The sequence below is a fragment of the Bartonella acomydis genome (genome assembly GCF_039543025.1).
GTDB classification, from domain to species: Bacteria; Pseudomonadota; Alphaproteobacteria; order Rhizobiales; family Rhizobiaceae; genus Bartonella; species Bartonella acomydis.
Map to the genome: position 1 here is coordinate 229650 of NZ_BAABIY010000012.1, position 23507 is coordinate 253156.

General features: G+C 38.1%; 17 protein-coding genes and 1 pseudogene. 9 read left to right on the forward strand and 9 right to left on the reverse strand.

Annotation, left to right across the window (positions count from 1 at the left end):
- Position 1: 1 nt before the first annotated feature.
- The 4 genes from ABD909_RS02925 to ihfB all read right to left on the reverse strand — a co-directional run bounded on the left by ABD909_RS02925 (position 2) and on the right by ihfB (position 2503).
- Positions 2-835, reverse strand: a complete 834-nt coding sequence (locus ABD909_RS02925; protein ID WP_345096582.1) for a TrmH family RNA methyltransferase — start codon at positions 833-835, stop codon at positions 2-4.
- Between the two features lie 2 nt (positions 836-837).
- Positions 838-1770 (reverse strand): class I SAM-dependent methyltransferase, encoded by a 933-nt coding sequence (locus ABD909_RS02930; protein ID WP_345096467.1) that lies wholly within the window; start codon positions 1768-1770, stop codon positions 838-840.
- Positions 1771-1919: 149 nt separating this feature from the next.
- On the reverse strand, positions 1920-2216 hold the full coding sequence (locus ABD909_RS02935) for a lipopolysaccharide assembly protein LapA domain-containing protein (protein WP_345096468.1): 297 nt from the start codon (positions 2214-2216) through the stop codon (positions 1920-1922).
- 8 nt (positions 2217-2224) lie between these two features.
- Positions 2225-2503 (reverse strand): integration host factor subunit beta, encoded by a 279-nt coding sequence (gene ihfB, locus ABD909_RS02940; RefSeq protein WP_006589974.1) that lies wholly within the window; start codon positions 2501-2503, stop codon positions 2225-2227.
- Between the two features lie 186 nt (positions 2504-2689).
- Between ihfB and lptC the strand changes: the two genes are divergently transcribed.
- The 6 genes from lptC to rlmN all read left to right on the forward strand — a co-directional run bounded on the left by lptC (position 2690) and on the right by rlmN (position 8895).
- The gene (gene lptC, locus ABD909_RS02945) at positions 2690-3334 is read left to right on the forward strand and encodes an LPS export ABC transporter periplasmic protein LptC (RefSeq protein WP_345096469.1); all 645 of its coding nucleotides are present in this window, start codon (positions 2690-2692) and stop codon (positions 3332-3334) included.
- 79 nt (positions 3335-3413) lie between these two features.
- On the forward strand, positions 3414-4022 hold the full coding sequence (locus ABD909_RS02950) for an LptA/OstA family protein (RefSeq protein WP_345096470.1): 609 nt from the start codon (positions 3414-3416) through the stop codon (positions 4020-4022).
- Positions 4023-4028: 6 nt separating this feature from the next.
- Positions 4029-4823: an LPS export ABC transporter ATP-binding protein gene (lptB, locus tag ABD909_RS02955; protein WP_345096471.1), complete on the forward strand. Its 795-nt coding sequence runs from the start codon at positions 4029-4031 to the stop codon at positions 4821-4823.
- A gap of 1145 nt (positions 4824-5968) precedes the next feature.
- Positions 5969-6433 (forward strand): PTS IIA-like nitrogen regulatory protein PtsN, encoded by a 465-nt coding sequence (ptsN, locus tag ABD909_RS02960; protein ID WP_345096472.1) that lies wholly within the window; start codon positions 5969-5971, stop codon positions 6431-6433.
- A 688-nt stretch (positions 6434-7121) separates the two neighbouring features.
- A complete protein-coding gene (locus tag ABD909_RS02965; protein ID WP_345096583.1) occupies positions 7122-7625 on the forward strand; it encodes an invasion associated locus B family protein in 504 nt (167 codons plus the stop codon).
- A 40-nt stretch (positions 7626-7665) separates the two neighbouring features.
- A complete protein-coding gene (gene rlmN, locus ABD909_RS02970; RefSeq protein WP_345096584.1) occupies positions 7666-8895 on the forward strand; it encodes a dual-specificity RNA methyltransferase RlmN in 1230 nt (409 codons plus the stop codon).
- A 2-nt stretch (positions 8896-8897) separates the two neighbouring features.
- Here rlmN and ABD909_RS02975 read toward each other — a convergent pair whose 3' ends face one another.
- Positions 8898-9536 carry a LysE family translocator gene (locus ABD909_RS02975; protein ID WP_345096473.1) on the reverse strand — a complete coding sequence of 213 codons (639 nt, stop codon included), beginning with the start codon at positions 9534-9536 and terminating at the stop codon, positions 8898-8900.
- Between the two features lie 185 nt (positions 9537-9721).
- On the opposite strand from ABD909_RS02975, the gene ABD909_RS02980 reads away from it, so the two are divergent.
- From ABD909_RS02980 to ABD909_RS02990, 3 genes are all read left to right on the forward strand, one after another.
- Positions 9722-10948: an argininosuccinate synthase gene (locus tag ABD909_RS02980; protein WP_345096474.1), complete on the forward strand. Its 1227-nt coding sequence runs from the start codon at positions 9722-9724 to the stop codon at positions 10946-10948.
- Positions 10949-11352: 404 nt separating this feature from the next.
- Complete coding sequence (locus ABD909_RS02985; RefSeq protein ID WP_345096475.1) at positions 11353-13014, forward strand: lysine--tRNA ligase; 1662 nt, start codon at positions 11353-11355, stop codon at positions 13012-13014.
- The gene (locus tag ABD909_RS02990; RefSeq protein ID WP_345096476.1) at positions 13014-14591 is read left to right on the forward strand and encodes a peptide chain release factor 3; all 1578 of its coding nucleotides are present in this window, start codon (positions 13014-13016) and stop codon (positions 14589-14591) included. Before ABD909_RS02985 ends, ABD909_RS02990 begins: the two co-directional genes overlap by 1 nt.
- A gap of 93 nt (positions 14592-14684) precedes the next feature.
- Here ABD909_RS02990 and trxA read toward each other — a convergent pair whose 3' ends face one another.
- The 4 genes and pseudogenes from trxA to tsaE form a co-directional block, all read right to left on the reverse strand.
- Positions 14685-15008, reverse strand: a complete 324-nt coding sequence (trxA, locus tag ABD909_RS02995) for a thioredoxin (protein ID WP_345096477.1) — start codon at positions 15006-15008, stop codon at positions 14685-14687.
- A 111-nt stretch (positions 15009-15119) separates the two neighbouring features.
- Positions 15120-18593 (reverse strand): double-strand break repair helicase AddA, encoded by a 3474-nt coding sequence (gene addA, locus ABD909_RS03000; protein ID WP_345096478.1) that lies wholly within the window; start codon positions 18591-18593, stop codon positions 15120-15122.
- On the reverse strand, positions 18590-21712 hold the full coding sequence (gene addB / locus ABD909_RS03005; RefSeq protein WP_345096479.1) for a double-strand break repair protein AddB: 3123 nt from the start codon (positions 21710-21712) through the stop codon (positions 18590-18592). Before addB ends, addA begins: the two co-directional genes overlap by 4 nt.
- A gap of 265 nt (positions 21713-21977) precedes the next feature.
- Positions 21978-23461: pseudogene (gene tsaE, locus ABD909_RS03010) on the reverse strand (tRNA (adenosine(37)-N6)-threonylcarbamoyltransferase complex ATPase subunit type 1 TsaE).
- Positions 23462-23507 lie beyond the last annotated feature (46 nt).

Consider the following 23507-nt stretch of genomic DNA (forward strand, 5'->3'; position numbering starts at 1 on the left):
CTCATGGGTTTAGTGTTAAATAAGGACGACGAATTTCATAAAGCATGATAGCTGTTGCTATTGCTAGATTAAGTGAGTCTGCATGTCCGCTTTGTGGAATACGCGCAAGTTTATCACAATGATTTGCCAGAATATCAGGTAACCCTTGTTTTTCATTTCCCATGAGAAGTATAATGGGACCATTTTTGAAATCAATACTACGGTAATCGGTAGATCCTTTAAGATGTGTGCCAACGATCATGGCTTTAAATTGGTCTGACCAGTTTAAAAAAGCACTTTCATCACAACGATAAAGTGGTATAGAAAAAATTGATCCCATTGTTGCACGGACTGTTTCAGGGGAAAAAGGGTCTGTTGTCTCACCAATCAAAATAACGCCTTTAGCACCTACGGCATCTGCAGTACGAATAATGGTGCCAAGATTTCCGGGATCTCGTACCCGATCAAGTGCAAGATACACATCCTCGACCTGCTCTTTGATCATTTCAAGGAGGTGCCACTGTTGTTTGAAGATACCAATAACTGTTTGTGGATTATCGCGTCTGGTAAGTGATTCCATTACCTTTTGTGAGGCTTTAATAACAAAACCGCCATTAGCTAAGATACGTGCGGCGGTATTTTCGATAGTGGTATCACCAATTTTTCTTTTAGAAAAAATCAAAGTTTGTATTGTCCAACCGAGATTGAGAGCATCAATCACCAATTTTAGTCCTTCTGCCATGAAAAGACCTTCTCGATTGCGGTTTTTCTTCTGGCTGAGTGCACGAAGGTCTTTGATTATGGGATTGCTAAGGGAAGTAATTTCTTTGACCTTACCGATTTTTTGTATACACATATTCAAGCAGACCACCGACTAAAAAGAGAAGTAGAAAGGGCACGCCCAGAGGTTTCTTCACGCAGGATTAATTCTCCTGATTCGACAATACCACCAAGATTTACCAATTCATCACGCATGAGAGCGTGAAGCGCATAGAAAGAAACACGAATAGAATAAGCAGTAAGCACAATCGCAAGAGGTTTATCAGAAAGCAATTTACGGCAATTTGTAATCATGGTGGGTAAATGATCAAACAATTGCCAAATTTCTCCATGGGGTCCACGCCCATAGGCAGGAGGATCGAGAAGAATCATGTCATAGTTTTTTTTACGACGCAATTCACGTTCGACAAATTTTACAGCATCATCGCAAATCCAACGAATAGGATAATCTAATAATCCAGCTTTTTCTTGATTGGCTTTAGCCCAAGCGATGGCTTTTTTGGAAGCATCCACATGTGTAACATTTGCACCCGCGCGTGCACCAATAAGAGAAGCAATACCGGTGTAGCCAAAAAGATTAAGCATTTTGATAGGACGTGTAGCTTGAGCAATTTGTTCTTCCATAAAGCGCCAATGGGCATCTTGTTCAGGAAAAACTCCAACGTGACGAAAGGAGGTAAAACGGCCTAGAAAAGACAATCCATTCCAAGAAAGAAGCCAAGTTTCATCAAGCGGTTTTTTAGGAAAATGCCAACGGCCAACGCCTTCTTCATCTCTGTTTCCAGTGAAAATGGCATCAACATTTTTCCATTGCTTTTGTGATAAAGCTGGTTTCCATAAGGCTTGTCCTTCTGGGCGAATAATGCGGTAAGCCCCATAACGCTCTAATTTTTGTCCATTACCAGAATCAATGAGAGCATAATTTGCACTTGCTCCTGTTTCTAAAATAACAGGCAATTTTTCCTGCGGATATCTATTGTTGTGGTAAGACGGAAAACATTGTGCAGACATATAGAATATCACGATAGAGGTATTGTTATAAAGCTCTCAATTTTTTGTAAGAGCATAAAGCCCTAGAGTCAATTAAGTACGTATAGGAAAAAATAAAAAGAGCAGTTTTTTCTGTATTAGGTACACAAAGAAAAACTTTCACTCAAAATTTATACCATATCTGTGATTGATTTTTTTAATTTTTCAAACTCGGCTTTGCTTTTTTTGAGGGCTTTTTTGCATTTATGATATGCAAACCAATTGCTTAATCCTCCCAACAAAATGCCAATACCCCAAAAAATAAAGAGCCATATAAAAAGAGGAGCGTGATAAGTAAAATTTTCTGAGTTTGTCTGAAAAAGATCAAGCGTCAAAGTAACCGTTTGACGATTAGCTACGATAAAAGCAACCAAAATCGCCGTGGGAATCGCTAAAATAATTGCAAAAAAGATACGTTTAAATGTCATAAATTTACTCATTGATTAAGTCTATCACGTAAATCCTTACCAGTTTTAAAAAAAGGAATCCATTTTTCTTCGACAGCGACGGCATCACCTGTTCTTGGATTGCGACCATTGCGAGCTGAGCGGCTTTTAACGGAAAAAGCCCCAAATCCGCGAAGTTCCACACGATTACCATTTGCGAGTGCTGTTGAAATTTCTTCAAAAATAGCGTTCACAATATTTTCTACATCGCGTTGAAAAAGATGTGGATTTTGACGTGCAATAATCTGTATAAGCTCTGATTTAACCAAAATAGCCTCACTTTCACACCAAAAAGGTTTTCTACAATTGTGCATTTCATACATACACACTACAATATATAAATGAATGAAAATAAAACCAAGAAAAAACAAATTGCAAGAAACAAAATTTGAAAATACCTTTTATAGGGGTTATACAGATGAAAAGACACGGAACATTTAAGAGATTAGGAAAGTATGTCCGTACATAATCATTATAAAGCCTTTTCAATACAATCACCTTTGGCTGATGTTTTTAAAAAAGCATCGCGTCATTCGCGTTATATTGGCATATTAAAGTTTTTTTTACCTCTTGCTGCATTGGCTGTAGCACTCATTTTTTGTTGGTTTACATTTTTTTGGGTTCCCACTGCCTCTGAATCTATGACTTCGAATCATGAAGAGGAAGGAATAACCAAATTGACAATGCTCAATCCCAAATTAGAAGGTTACACACGCTCTCATGAACCTTATTGGCTTAAAGCAGAAAAGGCATTTCAAGATCGTACACATTCTGGAACAATTGGTCTTCAAAATATTACAGCTGAGGTATTCGTTGGCAAACACAAACGGGTTTTTCTTGATGCACGAGGGGGGATTTATGATAATACGGAAGGTTATTTACAGTTGGATAAGCCCTTCACTATTAGAACCAATGACGGAATGATCGCACAATTTATGACAGCAAATATTAATTTATCCGAGGGGCAATTAAATACAAATCAACCTGTCAATATTCAACGCACAGGCTTACATCTTGCGGCAAATGCTTTGCAAATTCGAGGAAAAGGACAAAATATATACTTTCATGGCGGTGTGCATTTGGTAATCGGTCAGCAATGAGATCTAAATGATAAATCTTAAATGATTCCTATAAGCAGTATAGGTATCTGTGAACAGAAGAACTGTGAGAAGTGATGAGATGAAGCCGAGGAGATCATACAAAAAATGGATGAGAATTTCTTTGGCTTTGAGCATGGGAATATTAGGGTTTGAAACAGTTTTTGGATATGCTGAAAGTGTCCATTTTGGTATGAGTTTATCAAATGACAAAGAACCTGTAGAACTTTATGCAGATTCTTTAGAAATACGTGATGAAGAGGGGATAGCGCTTTTTCGAGGTGATGTTTCTGTGGTTCAAGGTGAACGTCTTTTACGAGCAACAAAATTGATTATTTACTATGATAAGACGCATAAAGGAACAGATAAAGCTGAAACAGAGACAAAGGCGTTATCTCCTGCTTGGTTTGGTTCGACAGGTGTTCAGAAAATGGAAGCTTTAGGAAAAGTTTATATAAAAATTGCTACACAAATCGCTACGGGTGATAAAGGTGTCTTTGATGGTAAGTCAAAAATAATGCGCTTAACAGGGAAGAATGTTGTATTAACCGATGGTGATAATGTAGCAACAGGGTGCGCACTCACGGCAGATATGAAAAACGGCAAAGCTTTTTTAGAAGGTTGTGAGACGTCTGAGAAAAAGGGCCGTGTTTCCATCATTTTTAAACAAAGTCAAAAGAATGGCCATTAAGATTTCATGTTTGGAATCAAAAGAAAAAAACAGACGGATAGAGATGATTTAGCAAATGAAGCTTTAAGAAAACGCTTAAATGGGACTTTAATTGCCAGTCATTTGATGAAAATTTACCGTGGAAAACAAACGATTAAGGATGTTTCTTTTGGTATTCGTACTGGAGAAGCTGTTGGCATTTTAGGTCCCAATGGGGCGGGAAAAACGACTTGTTTTTATATGGTTACAGGCCTCATAAAATCTGATGGAGGATCCATTAAAATTGATGGATTTGATATCACATATCTTCCTATGTACAGACGTGCTCGTTTAGGTATTGGCTATCTTCCGCAAGAAGCTTCTATTTTTCGTGGTCTTTCAGTAGAAAATAATATTAAAGCTGTTTTGGAGGTTGTAGAGAAAGACCGTTTTAAACGACGCGAAGAGTTAGATGCTCTTTTATATGAATTTAAAATTGACCACTTACGAAAAATGCCTGCCCTTTCTTTGTCAGGAGGGGAGCGTCGGCGGCTTGAAATTGCACGTGCTTTAGCTTCTCGCCCCAACTTTATGTTGCTTGATGAACCATTTGCAGGAATTGATCCTATCGCTATTTTTGATATTCAGCAGCTTATTCGTCATTTAACGAGACGTGGGATTGGTGTTTTGATAACCGATCATAATGTGCGCGAGACATTAGGACTTGTCGATCGTGCTTATATCATTCATGCAGGTCAAGTATTAGTTCATGGCTCTCCTGATGATATTATAAACAATGTTGATGTGCGCAGAATTTATTTAGGAAATCAATTTTCTCTCTGATGATACTTTCATTTACACTTAAAGAGATCAACATAATGAGCACAAATAGCCATATCTTTAAATTGATGCAGTCAAACATATTTCATGGAAAAGATATGAAATTTAGTTTGATTTTTCATAAGCTATTATTGAGATGCATTTTACTATATTAGCGAAAACAAGAGCCGTTCTTTGGCAAGAACTGTGACGATTTTGTTAAAAAAACTTCAATGGATTAAGAAGATACTATTGAGGGGAAGAAAAGGGAATTGAGTTGGAATAGGCAATAAGATTTTTTCAAAAGATTGTGTTTATAATATTATTGCTAAGAAGCATCTTATTTTATGCTAAAATTTTTTTATAATAAATAGTGGAAAGAGAGTTTCATCAAGATGAATGTTTCATTGCTTTATGTGTTTAGTTTGTTTTTTAGGGTGCTATAGAAAAGATATCACTAGATTAACCTGACAATGAATGGTAAACGAGATTATAAATAAATGCGCGTGTTGTTGGAAGGTATATGGTATTCATAATATTTTTTTGTTGAACAAACATATCGATGATGCTGTTTCGGATATTTTTTGCGGTAGTACCCATGGATTATATTACAGTTATTAAATAGAGTTTGTGATATTTTGTTGCTTTGCATTGCCACTTAAAAATAGGTGCATAGCTATGAATATTAAGCCCAATGCGTAATCCCTTTAAAGTAACCATTGAATGATTTAATGCTTTTGGATCTTATCAGGTAGCACTCATGCTACGCAGGAATTGTCAAAGTAAAGTACCATTTTGTTTAAATGTCTTTCTCATTTTATGGAAGCCGATTTTTAAAAGTTAAAGAGGAAAATCTGATGAAGAAGTTGCACACCAACTTTTATACTGGAAAGCTTCAGAAATTTATAAATGATAGGTTTTGTCACGTATCATAGGAAAATTAAATTTATGGACAATGTCATTTCCATGTTTTTTCATGCTGTTAATTAAGCGTTAAATGACTATTTATTATTGCACTGAGAGCGATATGAGATGAATTGGGCCATTACCCGTTATAAATTGGAAATTAAAATCACATGTGATGATGCGAGAAAGTGAAAGAGCTTTAGAAAACATTCTTTACACATTTGTAGATGAGCATTTTAGCATGTAAAAGGAAAATTAAAGTAATGAATTTGAGTGAGTTAATTGCACCGGAAGCAATTATTCCGGCGCTTAAGGCGAATTCGAAGAAACAAGTTCTGCAGGTTTTAGCCAGAAAAGCTGCTGAGCTGACAAATCTTAGTGAACATGTGATTTTTGATATTGTTTTACAACGTGAAAAGCTAGGTTCAACTGGGCTTTGCGGTGGTATTGCAATTCCTCATGGAAAACTTCCAGAGATTAATCGAATCATTGGTTTATTTGCGCATCTTGAAAATCCAGTTGATTTTGAAGCTCTAGATGATGAGCCAATAGATCTTGTTTTTCTTTTATTAGCGCCTGAGAATGCTGGTGCAGATCACTTGAAAGCTTTATCACAAATTGCACGTGTTTTACGTCATAGCGATGTTGTTCAAAAATTGCGCAACACCTATGATGCCGATGAACTTTATGCTTTATTGATTCAAAATTCAAAATCAAATGCAGCTTAAAGGATGATATGGTGTACGATTGTGGATCATGCACTACAGATATGACGTAAAATAATATAGCGTGTATAAAAATGCGGTTTTTATGTGATTTAAGACACATTCGCAAAAGAATCGTTTTTTGTAAGAACGTGAAATAAAAGAGTTTCTAAGTTTTGCTATTTCTTTTTACAAAGCATTTATTATGCGAAGGGATATTCTATAGCTTGGGGATAGGTGCTTTGAAAAAAGGCAAAATAAAGATATCATCCATGCAATATTGGGTACGTATAAATGTGTTGTCATTTGCAGAAAATAAGAGAAATTTATAGAGTGTTTTTTATGGTATACATTTCAAAAATTTTACAGCGAATTTCTTGCAGTAAAAGAGCATAGTTTATTTCTTAATAGGGAGATGGTATATTCGCACTTTATTTTAAGTTCCAATTGCTTAAAGAGATGTTTTTTATACAAGAAACAAATTTAGTCACATTAAATCAAAATATTGTTTTTTAAATCTGGTTATTGAATAAAAAATTCATATTTGTAACAAAAAGATCAAAATTAAAGGTGAAGAGCAGTTCAGGTTAATATGAAAATATTTCGCTTGTTGAAAGGATGGGGACAACGACACTAAAGCATCAACGAGTTTTTGTTGAGCTTTCCAATAAAGAGAATCTTATTAGAGACTAAAGAAGTGAGCTAAATGAAAATGTTTGAAAAGATTGTCATTGCTGTATCTGTAATGGTTTTGGTTACTACCGGGGCAGTATGTGCACAAACACCAAACCGTTTAAATCAATTTGAGGCTTGGGGGACCTATTCTTATAAATCGTCCAAAGATGCAGTTTGCTATGTGTTGTCGGTACCTTTACAGTCTCTTCCCACAACGGTTAATCATGGTGATAATTTCTTTTTGGTTACAAAGCGCTCTCAGTCTCCTATTTCTTTTGAACCACAATTCATGGCGGGTTATACACTTAAAGAAGGATCAAAAGTTACTGTGACTATTGGAGATAAGGATTTTGATTTTTTCACAAAAGATTCATCGGCTTGGTTATCTTCACCAGAGTTAGAAAAGCAGCTTGTTTCTGCTATGCGTGCTGGAATGAATATGACAGTGAAAGCACTCTCAAAACGGGGAACTTCTACGACCTATACTTATTCCTTAAAAGGGGTTACTGCTGCATTGAATGCGGCAGAGAAATGCCGTTAAGGTTTTTGTAACTTTGAATTATGATATAAATTGGAAAACAATGGCCATTTCCTATGACCTTAAACGAGTTGGACTATATCCATCACGGGAAGCAAATGATGTTGTCGTAAGAGAGAATATTAAGCTCTCTTTAATTGGTTTATCGCAAGATGAAATGGCGCAAGCTTTAAAGACAATTGGTATACCAGAACGTCAAACGCGTATGCGTGTTCGTCAGCTTTGGCATTGGCTTTATGTGCGTGGTGTTTCAAATTTTGATGAAATGCGAAATATTTCTAAACCCATGCAAGAAATGCTTAAGAGCCATTTTTCCATTGCGCGCCCAGAAATTGTTGGTGAACAATTATCAAAAGATGGCACACGTAAATGGCTTTTGCGCTTTCCAGCACGTGGGGCGGGAAGAGCTGTGGAAATTGAAACGGTTTATATCCCTGAAGAAGGGCGTGGGACTTTGTGTCTTTCATCACAGGTAGGGTGTACGTTAACCTGTTCTTTTTGTCATACGGGAACGCAAGTACTTGTTCGCAATCTAACAGCGGAAGAAATTTTAGCGCAATTATTGGTTGCACGTGATTGTTTGGGTGATTTTCCTGATAAGGATACGCCAGATGGGGCAATTTTTCCTATTGAAGGGCGTAAAATCACTAATATTGTTATGATGGGGATGGGGGAACCCCTGTATAATTTTGAAGCAGTCAAAAAAGCTTTATTAATTGCTTCTGATGGAGAAGGGCTTTCTTTATCAAAACGCCGGATTACACTTTCAACCAGTGGGGTAGTTCCTGGAATTATCAGAACAGGAGAGGAAATTGGTGTTATGTTAGCGATTTCACTCCATGCGGTGCATGATACACTTCGGGATATACTTGTTCCTATCAATAAAAAATATCCGCTTGCTCGACTCATGGATGCTTGCCGTCAATATCCTGGTCTCTCCAATGCCAAACGCATTACATTTGAATATGTTATGCTAAAAGATATCAATGATAGTTTGGTTGACGCTAAACGATTGATACAATTGTTAAAAGGTATTCCAGCGAAGATAAATTTAATTCCTTTTAATCCATGGCCGGGGAGTAATTATCAATGTTCTGATTGGGAACAAATTGAGCGTTTTGCTGATGTAATCAACCAAGCAGGCTATGCTTCGCCTATTCGGGTACCGCGTGGGCGTGATATTTTAGCAGCATGTGGTCAACTTAAATCGGCTTCAGAACGTTTACGTAGATCGGAACGTTTTCAGTTGGAAAATGCCATGGATAGCTTATGAACTTAATTTTCAGTTATGAGAAGATGGAAGGCAAAGCTGGTAAAGATACCAGCGATAAGCCAGTTAAAAAAGCGCATATAAAGGGGGTTTTGCTTGAGACTTTTGAAAAGTTTATGCGCCATAAAGACCGTTGAAATTGTAATGGGGAGAGAAATAGGAATATAAGAAAGCCCTAGGATGAGGAGCTTTTGTGTTGCCATAGGGTCATTCGCTTTAATAAATTGCGGCAAAAAAGTTACATTAAAGAGAATAACTTTGGGATTTAAAAGATTAATTCCAATACCAGCAAGATAGTTACGTTTAGAGCTCTTATATTGAGATGGTGCTTGTTCAATAGAAAATGTTGCCTGTTTACGTAATGCTTGAATGGCAAACCATAAAAGGTAAAAAGCACCAGCGGCTTTCAGAAGAACAAAAGCGCGCGGTGAAGCGAAAATAAGAGCAGATAAGCCAAGCGCTACACCTGTCACTTGAATGGCAAATCCTGTTGCACTCCCAAGAGCACACATAATACCAGCTTTTTTGCTTTGTGTAATGGTTCGTCCTATAGAAAGCATCATATCAGGCCCTGGAATAAGTGCTAAAATCAACGATGCCACAGAAAATTGTATCAAAATAGGCCATTCAGGAAAAAATGACATATAAACCTCTTTAATTATTGTGTAAAAATATTCAAATAATTCACACTTCTTACAAAAAATGCTTCTTTACACTTTCTTGTATTCTTTTGCATCTTTTAAATATTGTTCAAAGGGAATTTATTTTCATTGTTTGCACAGTTTTAAATCTTTAAATTCAAGAAAAACAAACACAGTGGAATACTAAAATGAAAAAGTGGCAAAATATAAGAAAAGTTGTTTTAGCTTATTCTGGGGGCTTGGATACGTCTATTATTCTTAAATGGTTACAAAGTGAATGGGGTGTTGAAGTTGTAACTTTTACAGCTGATTTAGGGCAGGGGGAAGAATTAGCCCTTGCACGTCATAAAGCAGAAATGCTGGGTGTGAAAGAAATCTATGTTGAAGATTTGCGTGAAGAATTTGTACGTGATTTTGTCTTTCCAATGTTTCGAGCCAATACTGTTTATGAAGGGACCTATCTTTTAGGAACGTCAATAGCGCGTCCACTCATTTCAAAACGTTTGATTGAAATTGCTAAGGAAACGGGTGCAGATGCAATTGCCCATGGGGCGACAGGAAAAGGCAATGACCAAGTACGCTTTGAACTTTCTGCCTATGCTCTTAATCCTGATATTAAAATCATTGCTCCATGGCGTGATTGGGATTTTAAGAGTCGAACAGATTTGATTAACTTTGCACATGCTCATCAAATTCCTGTAGAGAAGGACAAACAAGGAGAAGCACCTTTTTCGGTTGATGCAAATTTATTGCATTCGTCATCAGAAGGAAAAATTTTGGAAGATCCAGCCACTCCTGCTCCTGAATATGTGCATATGCGAACTCTTTCACCGGAAGCTGCTCCAGATAAAGCAACGATAATCACTCTTGGCTTTAAAAAAGGCGATGCTGTTTTGATTAATGGGAAAAATTTATCTCCTGCAAATTTACTTGCTGAATTAAATAATTATGGACGCGATAACGGTATTGGTCGGTTAGATTTAGTGGAAAATCGTTTCGTTGGTATGAAATCACGGGGCATTTATGAAACACCGGGAGGAACCATTCTTTTGATAGCGCATAGGGCAATAGAATCTTTGACATTGGATCGGGGGGCTGCGCATTTGAAGGATGAATTAATGCCGCGTTATGCAGAACTCATTTATTATGGTTTTTGGTTTTCACCTGAACGCAAAATGTTGCAGGCAGCCATTGATTTATCTCAAGAAAATGTTGAAGGTGAAGTGACATTAAAGCTTTATAAGGGTAATGTGATTGTTGAAGGGCGTCAAAGCAAAAAGTCACTGTATTCCAGTAAATTGGTAACTTTTGAGAATGATGAAGGTGCCTATGATCAAAAAGATGCGGCAGGTTTTATTAAATTAAACGCTTTGCGTTTGCGCACATTGGCAGTACGTTCATCAGAATGCAAATAAATGAATCGCGTATTCCATTTACATTACAGAAGATAATCTTTTTTATAAAGTGTTTCATTTTATCGTTTTTCTAACTTATTGATGTTGGCAAAGTGGTTATTTGCTCGTTTTTTAGTTCAATGCTAGAAAACTTTTTTCTTGCTGATAAGCGTAATAAGCAAAGACTAGAATAACAGCAATTAAAACACAAATAATCAAAATGAGCAGATTACATATTCATAATATTTATAGTTCATTGATATAAAAATAAAAGAAAACAGAAGGACAAGAGTAGGGTAGAACCTAGTTATAACAAGAGCATAATAAAAAGATTTTTGGCAGCTTTTCGCTTACTATTATTGACGAATGAATCCAAGAATCATACACCTTACCGTTAAAGAGTTTAATTTTTTAGGATAAAGATAATGATGCGTGATCAATGTGATGCCCTTAGCCTTACGCTTGAATTGAGAGATGCAGCAGTTCAATCGAAAACTTGGCCCTTTGAAGAAGCACGTAAAATTATCAAACGGTATGAGAAAACAGGTTATCCAGAGAGTGTTTTATTTGAAACAGGCTATGGGCCTTCTGGTTTGCCCCATATTGGCACTTTTGGGGAAGTAGCACGTACAACTATGGTACGTCATGCTTTCCATATTCTCACGGAGAATAAAGTAAAAACAAAATTGCTTTGTTTTTCTGATGATATGGATGGTTTGCGTAAAGTTCCTGATAATGTGCCTGATCGCGAAAAGATGGAAAGCTATCTTGGTCAACCTCTTAGCTGCGTACCTGATCCTTTTGGAGATATTTATCCCTCTTTTGGAGCAGCGAATAATGCACGTTTGCGCGCTTTTCTTGACCGTTTTGGTTTTGATTATGAATTTGCCAGTGCCACTGATTATTATAGCTCTGGTCGTTTTGATGAAACACTTTTAAAAATTCTTGCTTGTTATGACAAGGTAATGGCAATTGTTTTACCAACATTGGGTGAAGAAAGGCGGGCGACTTATTCGCTCTTTTTACCTATTTCTCCCTTTTCTGGTAAGGTTTTACAAGTGCCGATGGTTGCTCGAAATGTTGAAAAAGGCACTGTCACCTATATTGAACCTGAAACAGGAGAAACCATTGAAACAGAGGTAACGGGTGGCAAAGTAAAATGTCAGTGGAAAGTGGACTGGGCTATGCGCTGGACAGCACTTGATGTTGATTATGAAATGGCGGGCAAAGATCTTATCGATTCCACAAATCTTTCTTCTAAAATTTGTAAAACACTTGGTGGAAAACCACCAGAAGGATTTAATTATGAGCTTTTTTTGGATGAGAAGGGTCAGAAAATTTCTAAGTCCAAAGGAAATGGCTTAACCATTGATGAGTGGTTAACATATGCTCCAACGGAGAGTCTAGGGCTTTATATGTTTTCAAAGCCCAAAACAGCCAAACGGCTTTATTTTGATGTTATTCCAAAAGCCGTTGATGAATATTATGCGCATCTTGCAGCTTATGGTCGTCAAAGTTGGCAAGAACGATTTAATAATCCGGTATGGCATATCCATAATGGTTGCCCTCCACAAGTTGATTTGCCTGTACCTTTTGCTCTTCTCTTGAATTTGGTAAGTGCTTCAAATGCAGAAAATAAAGAGGTCCTTTGGGGTTTTATTTCTCGCTACGCTAAAGGAGCAAATGCACAAACTTATCCGGAACTTGATCAATTGGTTCAATTTGCCCTTAAATATTTTGATGTTTTTGTTAAACCTAACAAAAAGTTTCGAGCAGCAGATGACGATGAACGGACAACATTAAGGCAAATTGATGCAAAATTAGCCAGTTTGCCTGAAACTGCTGATAGCAATATGATTCAAAATGCACTTCTTGATGTTGGTCGTTTAATAGAACGCTATCAAGATCATAGCAAAAAAAGCCCTGAAGGGGGTCCAGGAGTTTCAAATGCCTTTTTTCATATGATTTATGAAGTCCTTTTAGGGCAAGAACGAGGACCGCGATTGGGGTCATTTATTGCCTTGTATGGGATTAATGAAATGCGCGCACTGATTGCTGAAGCGCTCATGCGACCTGTGGGGATATAATGGAAAAGCGTGTGCAAGAAGTAAAACGGCGTCGCACCTTTGCAATTATCGCCCATCCAGATGCGGGGAAAACAACGCTAACAGAAAAGCTGTTATTATTTGGTGGAGCGATTCAGCTTGCCGGAGAGGTAAAAGCGAAAAAAGATCGTATTCAAACGCGTTCTGATTGGATGCATATTGAAAGAGACCGCGGTATTTCGGTTGTGACATCGGTGATGACGTTTGAATATGAAGATCACATTTTTAATTTATTAGACACTCCAGGTCATGAGGATTTTGCCGACGATACATATCGCACTCTTACCGCTGTTGATAGTGCTATTATGGTGCTAGATGGTGCACGCGGAATTGAACCGAGAACTCTAAAATTATTTGAAGTGTGTCGAATGCGGGATATTCCCATTGTTACTTTTATTAACAAAATGGATCGTGAGGCACGTGATCCTATAGAACTTTTAGATGAAATTGAAGAAAAACTTGCCCTTGATACTGCACCAATAACTTGGCCCATTGGTACGGGGAAGGATTTTGTGGGAACATTTGATCTTCATCATAATCGGTTTCGTCAAAAAGATAATGAGGTAACACAACAGATAGTTTCTGGACCTCATGAAGTTGGAAATCTACTTCCTGAGTATCAACGTTCAACTTTTATTGAAAGTGTAGAACTTGCACGAAATGCTTGCAAAAACTTTGATCTTCAAGCTTTTCGTGAAGGACATATGACACCGGTTTATTTTGGTTCGGCTTTACGCAATTTTGGTGTTCGTGATTTGATCAATGCGCTTATTGATTTTGGTCAAAGTCCACGTGATCAGGATGCAGATCAACGCAGTATTGTTGCAACGGAATCTAAAATGACAGGGTTTGTTTTTAAAATTCAAGCGAATATGGATCCTAATCACCGTGATCGTATTGCATTTTTTCGGGTTTGTTCTGGAACACTTGAACGTGGCATGAAGACAAAGTTGGTACGAACAGGAAAACCAATGACGCTTTCGGCACCACAATTTTTCTTTGCGCGTTCACGTCAAATTGCTGATCAAGCCTATGCCGGTGATATTGTAGGGATTCCTAATCATGGCACATTGCGTATAGGTGATACCTTAACGGAAGGAGAAGATATTCTCTTTAAGGGAGTCCCCAATTTTGCACCAGAAATTTTGCGTCGTGTGTGTTTAGGCGATCCGATGAAAGCAAAAAAACTCAAAGAAGCTTTGCAACAAATGGCGGAAGAAGGGGTTGTGCAATTATTTATTCCCGATGATGGTTCATCCTCGCTCATTGGTGTCATTGGTGCTTTGCAGATTGATGTTTTAAAGGAAAGACTGAAGATAGAATATGGCTTACCGGTGAGTTTTGAGCCAGCCCGCTTTAATATATGTCGTTGGATTTCAGCGCAAAGCAAAGATGAGTTACAAAAATTTCTCAATAATCACCGTTCTGCCATTGCCCATGATCTAGAAGGAGCTCCCGTTTTTTTAGCAGAAAATCATTTTTCATTGAATTATGAAGCAGAACGAGCACCAAAAATAAAATTTGCAACTTTTAAAGATTATCAAACACGCTCTGAATAAACAGGCATTTTTAAAAAGAGAATTATTTTTATGACATCAAATAAGGAGGAGAGGTAAGATTCCTCTCCTTTTTAGAGAAATTCATGAGTAGATTTAACGAAGTGCCTCTTTAATCCATTCAGAAATACGTGCTTTAGGGGAAGCACCAACTATATTCGATGAAACATTTCCACCTTTAAACATTAACAAGGTAGGAATCGAGCGCACGCCATATTGGGTAGCCAGTTCAGGATTTTCATCGATATTCACTTTGGCAATTTTAACTTGATTTTGCATTTCTGCTGAAATTTCGTCCAAAATCGGAGCAATCATTTTGCAAGGACCACACCAGTGTGCCCAAAAATCAACCACAACAGGGGTGGAAGAATTCAGAACTTCATTTTCGAAATTGCTATTATCAACTGTTATACATGTCATTGATTTATCCTTTATATTCATCTCTTTAGATTGGTACGATAACGATTCATATCAAGTTGTTGCCAAGATAAATTATAAAAAGCTGTAAGGGAAAAAGTTTTTCACAATTTGTCAGGCGATTTCATCAAGCAGCGTATTAAGTTTTTCCGGAGGAAGTTTAAACACTTTTACTTCTTTGCTGTAGACAAGAAGTGCTTGGATATCTTTATCGGGATGAATAGTTTGCAGCAATTTTCGATAAAGAGCCATTTGCAACAAATGGTGTGGAGGGATAGAATCTTCATTTTCAGGTGGGAATCCCGTTTTAAAATCAGCAAAAATTATGCTCTCTTCTGTTATGTATAGACGATCAATTTGACCGGAAACAGCTTGTTCTTTTCCACGAATTTTTACCATACCCATTAAGGGGACCTCAGCACGAGAATGATCAGAAAAGAGTGGAGTGAGGTAAGAATGATCTAAGATCTGCCAAATATGACAAAGTGCTTTTTCTTTTTGATTCTCAAACCAATGAGAAGCTTTGGTATTAAGATAGTGTTGGGCGTAATCTCGACGTTTTTTAGGAGGGCAATTAGGCAAATATTGTAGCAATCGGTGAACAATATTACCATATTCAATGAAGAAAGTTTTGTTGCTGTTTGTTTCTCCTAAGACAGGGGAGATACCCAGATATTTTGGATTTGAGGAAATTTCAGGATCAGCTTCAATAGAAAGGCTAGCAACAGAAGGTCTCAGTGGCTTAGGTAGAGCGGGCTCTGCCGAAATTTTATGAGAAAAAAAGGCAGGCAGAGATGGTGGTGTTTGGCATTTAGCACAAGGGGGCTCTTTGTTAATAGGGGCTGGTGAAGAAGGTGTAATACAATAGCGCCAAGCCGCAATATCTTCTGCTGGAGATTCTATAGCAACGGCATGTGGTTTGAGAGCATCCTTTACCAATTGTAGCCATGTATGAGGGAAAGTTTTTTCACCACTATATCCGCACACAAATAGACGATCTTCAGCACGTGTCATTCCTACATAAAGAAGGCGCCTATATTCTTCTTCTGCGCGTTCTTTTAAGACTGACAATGCTTGTTGAGAGGGAGGTATTCCGAATTTTGCATGAGGGCACCAAATAAAAGCATGTTGATTGCTCCATTGAGCATGACTTGAAGAGATTTTAAGCAAGTGTGGAGCATGTTGAGGGTGCCAAATAGCACTTCCTGGGTCAACCAGAAACACAACAGCAGCTTCTAATCCTTTTGCGGCATGAACTGTCATAATACGGATTTCTTCATGATTTTGATCAAACTCACGTTTAATTTCTGGATCGTTTGCACTTAATGTTTCCAAAAAAGCTTGTAACCCTGGTAAACCGGTTTTTTGAATAGTGAGTGTATAATCCATAAAAGCATCAAGTACGTCATTTGCTTCCACTCCTAAGCGAGCCAAAATCTTTTGGCGTCCCTTATCATTGTTTAGAATATGGCTATAGAATTCAAAAACCGGTATTTTATCTACGAGAGAGCGATAATGATTCAAACTTTCAAAAGCATTTTTAAAAGATGCATGGGATGAGGTATGCATAGAAAGACTTTGCCATAGAGAGCCTGTACGATGTGCGGCAAGCTGATAAAGTTCTTCTTCACTAAGGGCAAAAAGAGGACTTTTTAAAACACAAGCAAGAGAAAGATCATCTTGTGGTTGCAAGACAAAACGTGCCAGCGCCATTAAATCACGCACACTAATGTGCTTGATGAGCTGTAAACGATCAGCTCCAGCGATAGGAATGTTGCGGTATTTAAGGGCACGAGAAAGGGCAGAAACAAAGTGATCACGTTTACGAACCAAGATCATAATGTCACTGGCGCGCATGAGACGCCCTTTTGCTGGAAGCATTTCTCCTTTATGTAACCAGCCAGCAATAGTTTCAGCAATTTTTTCTGCCAAACGTGTTTCAGGTGTGTCTAAACGATCAATGCTTAAATGCCAATCAACAGGAAGCTCGCTTGTTTCTTTAGAAATAGCATCCCATACAATAACCTCCCCTGGGCTATGAACACGAATAGCTTCATGGACTGTTTTGGTATTTTCTGCTGAAAGTCCTTTATAATTTTGGGGTGTTTCAAAAACAAGATCAACACTTTTAAGAATATCTGCTGTAGAGCGAAAAGAATAATTCAGTTGTATTTTTTCAAATTTTTGTTTTGCTTGCTGCGCTTTTTTTTGAATGATGCGTCCATTTTCAGCAAAATTTTCTGGTACAGCGCCTTGAAAAGAATAGATGGATTGTTTTTCATCTCCAACAGCAAAAAGAGTACGTATATTTGAACGTTGACTATATCCTGTAAAAAATTCTTGTGCCAGCAGTTGAATAATTTGCCATTGCTCAGGATTGGTATCTTGTGCTTCATCAAGCAAAATATGATCAAGACCACGATCCAGTTTATAGTGCACCCATTGGCTTGCTCCTTGACGTTGTAACAAAGAAAGTGTGCGCTCAATGAGGTCATCAAAATCTAATAGGCCATTGGCTTTTTTAAGATTCGCGGTGATTTTAAGATAGAGGGCACAAAGCTGAAAGGCAGCCCTATTGAGTTTGACGATTGTTGCGCATTGATATTTTTCTAAAAGAACAGAAAGCTTGTTTTGTTTATCTTCAAGCATTTGTTGAATAAAGGGCCAAATTTTATCTAATTTTTTACAAGATAAACACGAAAAATTGCGTGGTTCACCTTTCGTTGTAAAATAAATATTGGAAACAATATCGATAATGTTTGTTTCATCATGAGCCTTTTCTAATTGAGAAAATTTCGCGATCATTTCCTTAAGACTCTTATTGCCGTTGGTTTTGCAATGTGTAAGGGCATAAAGAGGCAAGCGAGCAGTTTGTTGAATTTTTTCTAGCAATTTTTCATTTGTTTCATCAGCTTCTAAATGAAAGAGCGCACGCAATTTTTCTTCTTCGTTTTCAGAGAGAATAGCGGACAAAAAACCAGCCAATTTATGTCGCTTTTCAATTGCCTCATACAGCAATTGGTTAAGTGTGTGTTCACTGATAACTTTAAGCAGCTGTTTCAAAGCGGATTGTGCATCTTTATGTTCCAAAAGTTGGCGACGGGCTTTTTGGAGGAGTTTTTTTCGACTTATGTCATCAAGTAGTTCGAAATGCCCAGCAATATTGGCTTCTAACATAAATTGATGCAGGAGAGATTCGCAAAATGCATGGATAGTTTGAATTTTTAGACCACCCGGTGTCTCTAAAGCACGCGCGAAAAGTTGACGTGCATAGGTTAATTTTTGCGCATTAATGGGTTTCTTTTCAAGCTGCGAGAGGGTTTGTTGCAGCTGTGCATCATCAAGCTCATTCCAGCTAGAAAGTGTGCGAAAAATCCGTGATTGCATAACAGCAGCAGCAGCTCTTGTATAAGTAAGGCATAAAATACGTGCAGGAGGGGTACCGTTTAAAAGCAAACGAATAACGCGTTCACTTAAAACATGGGTTTTTCCAGATCCCGCATTGGCAGAAACCCATACATTTGTTTTTGGATGTGTTGCCGTTGCTTGTGCTTCAAGAGCTGCTTCAGGAATAGAAAAAAAAGTCATGCTTGATCTGCTTTCTGAAGTGCGCTTGACCATTCCCATAAGCGTGCCAAATGGTCATAGTCACCTTCATATTCTCGTTTAAAAGGAACAGCGTTTGAAAGATAACCTTGTTGTGGATTTTGATAATAATCCATTAATGCGATAAGACGTTTCCATGCACTCTCACCAAGATCAATGGCGCTTTGGTGATCTTTTTCTTCTTTTTTTGAAAAAATTGATTGGGAAGTGATTTTACCTTTTTTATTAAGAGCGACATAAAATAAATTTGTGGGAGTAAGATTTTGAAAATCTGGAAAAGCGCCTTGCATAAACAAAGCTGTTTCTAATGCCAATTGCGGAAACAATAAATCGCGCACTTGTTTTGATGAGGGGGGGGTACTGGTTTTAAAATCAAGTATTTCCACTGTTTTATTTGGCAACACATCAATACGGTCCGCACGTCCCGAAAGGGTGACACCTGTTGTACTTATAGGTATTTTTTGCGATACTACCTCAGCATATCGTTCTCTAGGTCCTAAGCTTTGTTCCCATTGGATTAAAAACGGAGCAAGATTTTCAAAATTGTTCCACCAAATTGCTTCAATATCGGCAGGCAAATTGAATTTATCAAATTCTTGACGTCCGATATTGAGGAGTATATCGAGTGCATTTGCAATATTTGGGTTTTTTACTTGTCTACAGAAAGTCGCAAGAATAACGTGATAAAGTGTTCCGCGTTCAGCAGAGCTAGGAGCATGGATGAGTTCTTTAAGGGGTTTAAGACGTAAGATTTTTTTTGCATAAATGGCATAAGGGTCATAGCGTAACGTTGCTATTTCAGTAACGGAAAAATGGCGAGGACGTGTATCAAGAGGTGGTATAGGACAAGGACGTGTTGCACCAGCAATGATATTTGTATGATCAAGCATTTTCGCCCAATGAAGAAATATTTCACCTCGTGCACGCATTTGTTGCCAAACATGTTTTCCTATAACCGTTTCTAAGCGTTGTAACCAGCGAGAAGGAATGGAAGGCGTATGATTTACCCGCAATGCTCGGCTCATCACCACTTTATCCATTCCCATAGCCCATTGAAAATCATGTGCGGAAAGGCCAATACGCTGTTCGGGTGGTTCGAGAGTGAGCATCATTTTCATTGGCCGCGATAAAAATGCATCATTGCGGGTTGTAATTGGCCATGATCCTTCATTAAGTCCTCCGATAACTACGGTATCAACCGTTTGTAAACGCGATTCCAAAGTACCCCAGATAAATAAACGGGAATGCCCTCCTGGGGAAGGCGTAACAGAACGTGTTGCTATAAGGGCTGAGAACATTGCGGGCCATTCATAAAGAGGGAATTTTAATCCTGATTGATCGCTCACCAATTCACGCAAAAAAGTCAACAAAACTTGACCTGCTTCATGTTGATAAAGATGAGCAAGTGAATTGTTTTCATCACGCCCAAAATTCTCAAAAACCTCAACAGTTGCTACCGCGACCTCGTTGATTGTACATTCCTGCTCTTTTTTCATAAGCGATGCTAAAGGCTCCACAGCTTTGATCAAAAGATCACCAAGCAGGCGTGCTTCTTCGCATTTTTTTTGCTCAAGCACATTGGTTTCAGAAATATTATCAGAATATTTTGCAATCCATTTTTCAAGAAATTTGTCGCATTCGCAAAGATTGATACAACTCGTGTTTCCTCGAAGAACAAAGAGTTCAAAATTTTCTGCCATTTCACGTAAACGATGACGCTCTTGTCCCAATGTGGTGAGTGGATGTTTGAGAAGGGAAAGAAAAGCAATAGGATCATAAGGTTGCAAGACATTTTCTAAAAGAAGCCGAAACAGGGTAGCAGGGAGTGTTTGTGCAAGTGGTATTCCGCCTGAATCATTTGCTTCAATGCCAAAACGCTGTAGTTCAGCTGCGACACGGCGTGCTAAATTGCGGTCATTGGTAATAAGAGCAGCGTTTTTTTGAGGCTTTTCGATAGCATTGCGTAAAACAACAGCAATAGCGAGCGCTTCTTCACGCTCATTTATCGCTTCAATGAATGACCAATCGGCACAAAGATATTCATAATCATCACGGACAATTTGCGCCCAACGCTCTGTTGTGGAGGCAGGTCGCAGCGCTTCTGATAAAAGAGCCATACGCTTTTTCTTTATTGCACTTTGTTGACCAATTTCGCACACATCCATGCGGTGGCATTTCATGAGAGAAAGAAGTTTTTTTAAATGATATTGAGGATGACTAAAAGCATTTATTGTATGATCAAAAACATCACAAGCTATTTTTTCTTTACGGGTTATATTTAATGCGTCCCATTGTTCTTCATCCATTTCAAGATCAAGTCCAGGAAGAACGACAGCACCTTTTGGCAAAGAGGCAATGACTTTTAAAAGATCAGAAACGGCGGGTATAGAACCTGATATACCGGCTGCAAGGATAGGTTTATCAGGCCGAGTCTGCCATAAAGTCTCGGCATGTATTTTAAGGGCTTGATTGCGCCATGCAGCGGGATTATTTTGTCCTCTTTCTTGTAAAATTTGTGGCCAGCTTTGTGTAATAATGGTGAGGAAATCGAGCGTTATTTGCCACCATTCCGCGACCATATCCGGGGCGATGTCTTTAAGTTTTGACCAATCTGCTGCTTCTGTTTCCATCTCATCCATCAGCTGTGTTAAATCTTGCGCAAGCCAAATTGCATCGGCAGTATGAGCGGGAATAAGTACATCTTCTGTACCAAACATGGTACGCAAATGAGCAGGCAAATTTTTACGCCATGGACGAATGAGATGTGCGAGCAGCAAAAGGCGTTCGCTTTCTCCCATAGGAGGATTCAGAGCATTGATATGGTTTTCACTAAAAAGGAAACTTTCTTCATCCACATCGCCCAAAGCGCGAATGGTTGGCAAAAGAGTTGAGCGTGTATCATTTCTTTCCACAAAGGCTAAACGCAAAGCGCGCGCAGCACGGCGTGTGGGAACATAGATAAGGGTATCGGCAAGAGCAGTTTGAAGATCTCCATGAGGTGCAAAGTTATCAATAAGAGCACCAGAAAGCAGTGCATCGACAAAATGCGGTAGAAAAGATATTCCCGGAGAAATAGAAAAGACATGTGGTTTATAGGTCATGTGATCTCATTTGGGATGTGTGGAAATGTTCCGCTTTATTAGTTATTTGTATTTTTTTACTTTATACAATTTTTATGAAGGGTAAAACTGAAAAACTGCGTCTATACAAGAGATTATTAATTTGGATTAAGTAACTTTGATAAAAAGATCCATGCATTTTTATAAAGGGGTTGGGAAAAGAAAAAGGGAGCACGGATATTTTCTTTTTTGCATTCTACAATGAAAATGGCTTATTTTTGTAGAGTTAACAAGAGAAGTCTCTATCCTATTTTGGCAATTTGGCAAAGACCTCTATTTTTTGATAAAGATTTTGTAAAGGTCCAAGCGTTGGGTGTGAGAGATTTCGGGCAAGATAATCTTGCACATGGGGAAGATATTGAAGATAAGATGATTTCCCATCACGCTGATGAAGGTGTAGAAAAATTCCTAATACTTCTGAAGCGCACTAAGCACCCGCAAAAGCATAAAGCTTGCGAAATCACTTTCATCAAAGAATTTTGGCTCCTTATAACGTGCATTGCAATAGATATCTAGAATTTTTGCTTCGAGTGTTGGGGAAATAAACACACGCGCATCTTGTGCTAAAGAAACAAGATCATAGACCGTTGGACCTATTAAGCCATCTTGAAAATCAATCAAACCAATACGGTCAAATCCTTCCTTATGTGCACGCCAAAGAATATTGGGTGAATGATAATCACGCATCACAAAGGTATTTTCTCCTTGGGTCAGATAATCAAGATAAGGCTGCCAACAGGCAAAAAAGCTTTACGTTGTCCTTGATCTAAGTTTTTTTGTGTTTGAAAGGGTATATACCAGTCGAGCAACAAGGAGAGTTCTGCCTGTAGTGCTTGGCAATCATAAGGGGAATTTGCAGCGAAAATGTTACAAATTGTTTTTGGGAGGACCATGATTTTTGATGAAAAGAAGAAAGCAATTTGCTACAGGCGATGTAACGCTCTTCTAAAGGATAACCGCTTTGATCTAAAATTCTTTCATTCCCAAAATCAAAAGGCCTTTTTCAAAATCTTTGACAAAGATATGAGGAGCAGAAAAATCATTCTCTAATATGAGTTGATTAATTCCAACCAATTGGCGAAGATCTTTTGTAAGCCGTGCCATTGTTATGTAAGAGGGATCGGTATTTTGTTTCATCTGCATGGTTAGTACATCCATAAGAACTTCTTTATACTGCCCATTATACAAGAGTTCATAGGTATGCCCTGAGACATCACCAGCCAAAAAATGACGATGAACGTGACCACGTCCATGGATTCTTAAAAATGTGCGAATTGCAAAAGAGCGCTGTAGACGCTGAAGAGAATGTTGTGCTGCTGTAAGCGTCACATGACGCCCATAGTCTCTCTGTTGTAAAGTAAGTGAAAAAGTAATCGGTTCTAAAAGCTCTACCCCTTTTTCTGGCCATTCAATAAGTAAAATGCTTTGCTCACGTGCTTCATGAAGACCTAATTCATCAATTTCTTCTGCCATAGAAAGGCGATAAAAATCTGCATGAATAATTTCAAATTTTGGAAGGTAGTAGTTTTGAACAAGAGTAAAGGTAGGGCTTGGAACATCCAGAGTAGTGTCGTTTGCAAGTGTGTGGATGATTGTCCGCGCAATGGTTGATTTTCCTGCTCCAAGATCACCTTGCAGTGTTACTAGGTCACCGGGCTTTAAAGCAAGAGCTAAATCTTGCGCAAAAAGTTTGGTTGCTTCTTCATTTTCAAGAAAAAAACTAAAATTCATTAAACAGTTCCCTGCAGGGATGAAAAAATTATATCACAAATAAAAG

Excerpts from the sequence above, each read along its gene's own strand:
- ABD909_RS02985 (WP_345096475.1), top strand. The coding sequence starts at position 11,353 with ATGATGCGTGATCAATGTGATGCCCTTAGCCTTACGCTTGAATTGAGA.
- ABD909_RS02965 (WP_345096583.1), top strand. The coding sequence starts at position 7,122 with ATGTTTGAAAAGATTGTCATTGCTGTATCTGTAATGGTTTTGGTTACT.
- ABD909_RS02925 (WP_345096582.1), bottom strand. The coding sequence starts at position 835 with ATGTGTATACAAAAAATCGGTAAGGTCAAAGAAATTACTTCCCTTAGC.
- trxA (WP_345096477.1), bottom strand. The coding sequence starts at position 15,008 with ATGACATGTATAACAGTTGATAATAGCAATTTCGAAAATGAAGTTCTG.
- addB (WP_345096479.1), bottom strand. The coding sequence starts at position 21,712 with ATGACCTATAAACCACATGTCTTTTCTATTTCTCCGGGAATATCTTTT.
- ABD909_RS02980 (WP_345096474.1), top strand. The coding sequence starts at position 9,722 with ATGAAAAAGTGGCAAAATATAAGAAAAGTTGTTTTAGCTTATTCTGGG.
- rlmN (WP_345096584.1), top strand. The coding sequence starts at position 7,666 with ATGGCCATTTCCTATGACCTTAAACGAGTTGGACTATATCCATCACGG.
- ptsN (WP_345096472.1), top strand. The coding sequence starts at position 5,969 with ATGAATTTGAGTGAGTTAATTGCACCGGAAGCAATTATTCCGGCGCTT.
- ABD909_RS02935 (WP_345096468.1), bottom strand. The coding sequence starts at position 2,216 with ATGACATTTAAACGTATCTTTTTTGCAATTATTTTAGCGATTCCCACG.
- ABD909_RS02990 (WP_345096476.1), top strand. The coding sequence starts at position 13,014 with ATGGAAAAGCGTGTGCAAGAAGTAAAACGGCGTCGCACCTTTGCAATT.
- lptB (WP_345096471.1), top strand. The coding sequence starts at position 4,029 with ATGTTTGGAATCAAAAGAAAAAAACAGACGGATAGAGATGATTTAGCA.
- ABD909_RS02975 (WP_345096473.1), bottom strand. The coding sequence starts at position 9,536 with ATGTCATTTTTTCCTGAATGGCCTATTTTGATACAATTTTCTGTGGCA.
- addA (WP_345096478.1), bottom strand. The coding sequence starts at position 18,593 with ATGACTTTTTTTTCTATTCCTGAAGCAGCTCTTGAAGCACAAGCAACG.
- lptC (WP_345096469.1), top strand. The coding sequence starts at position 2,690 with ATGTCCGTACATAATCATTATAAAGCCTTTTCAATACAATCACCTTTG.
- ABD909_RS02930 (WP_345096467.1), bottom strand. The coding sequence starts at position 1,770 with ATGTCTGCACAATGTTTTCCGTCTTACCACAACAATAGATATCCGCAG.
- ABD909_RS02950 (WP_345096470.1), top strand. The coding sequence starts at position 3,414 with ATGAAGCCGAGGAGATCATACAAAAAATGGATGAGAATTTCTTTGGCT.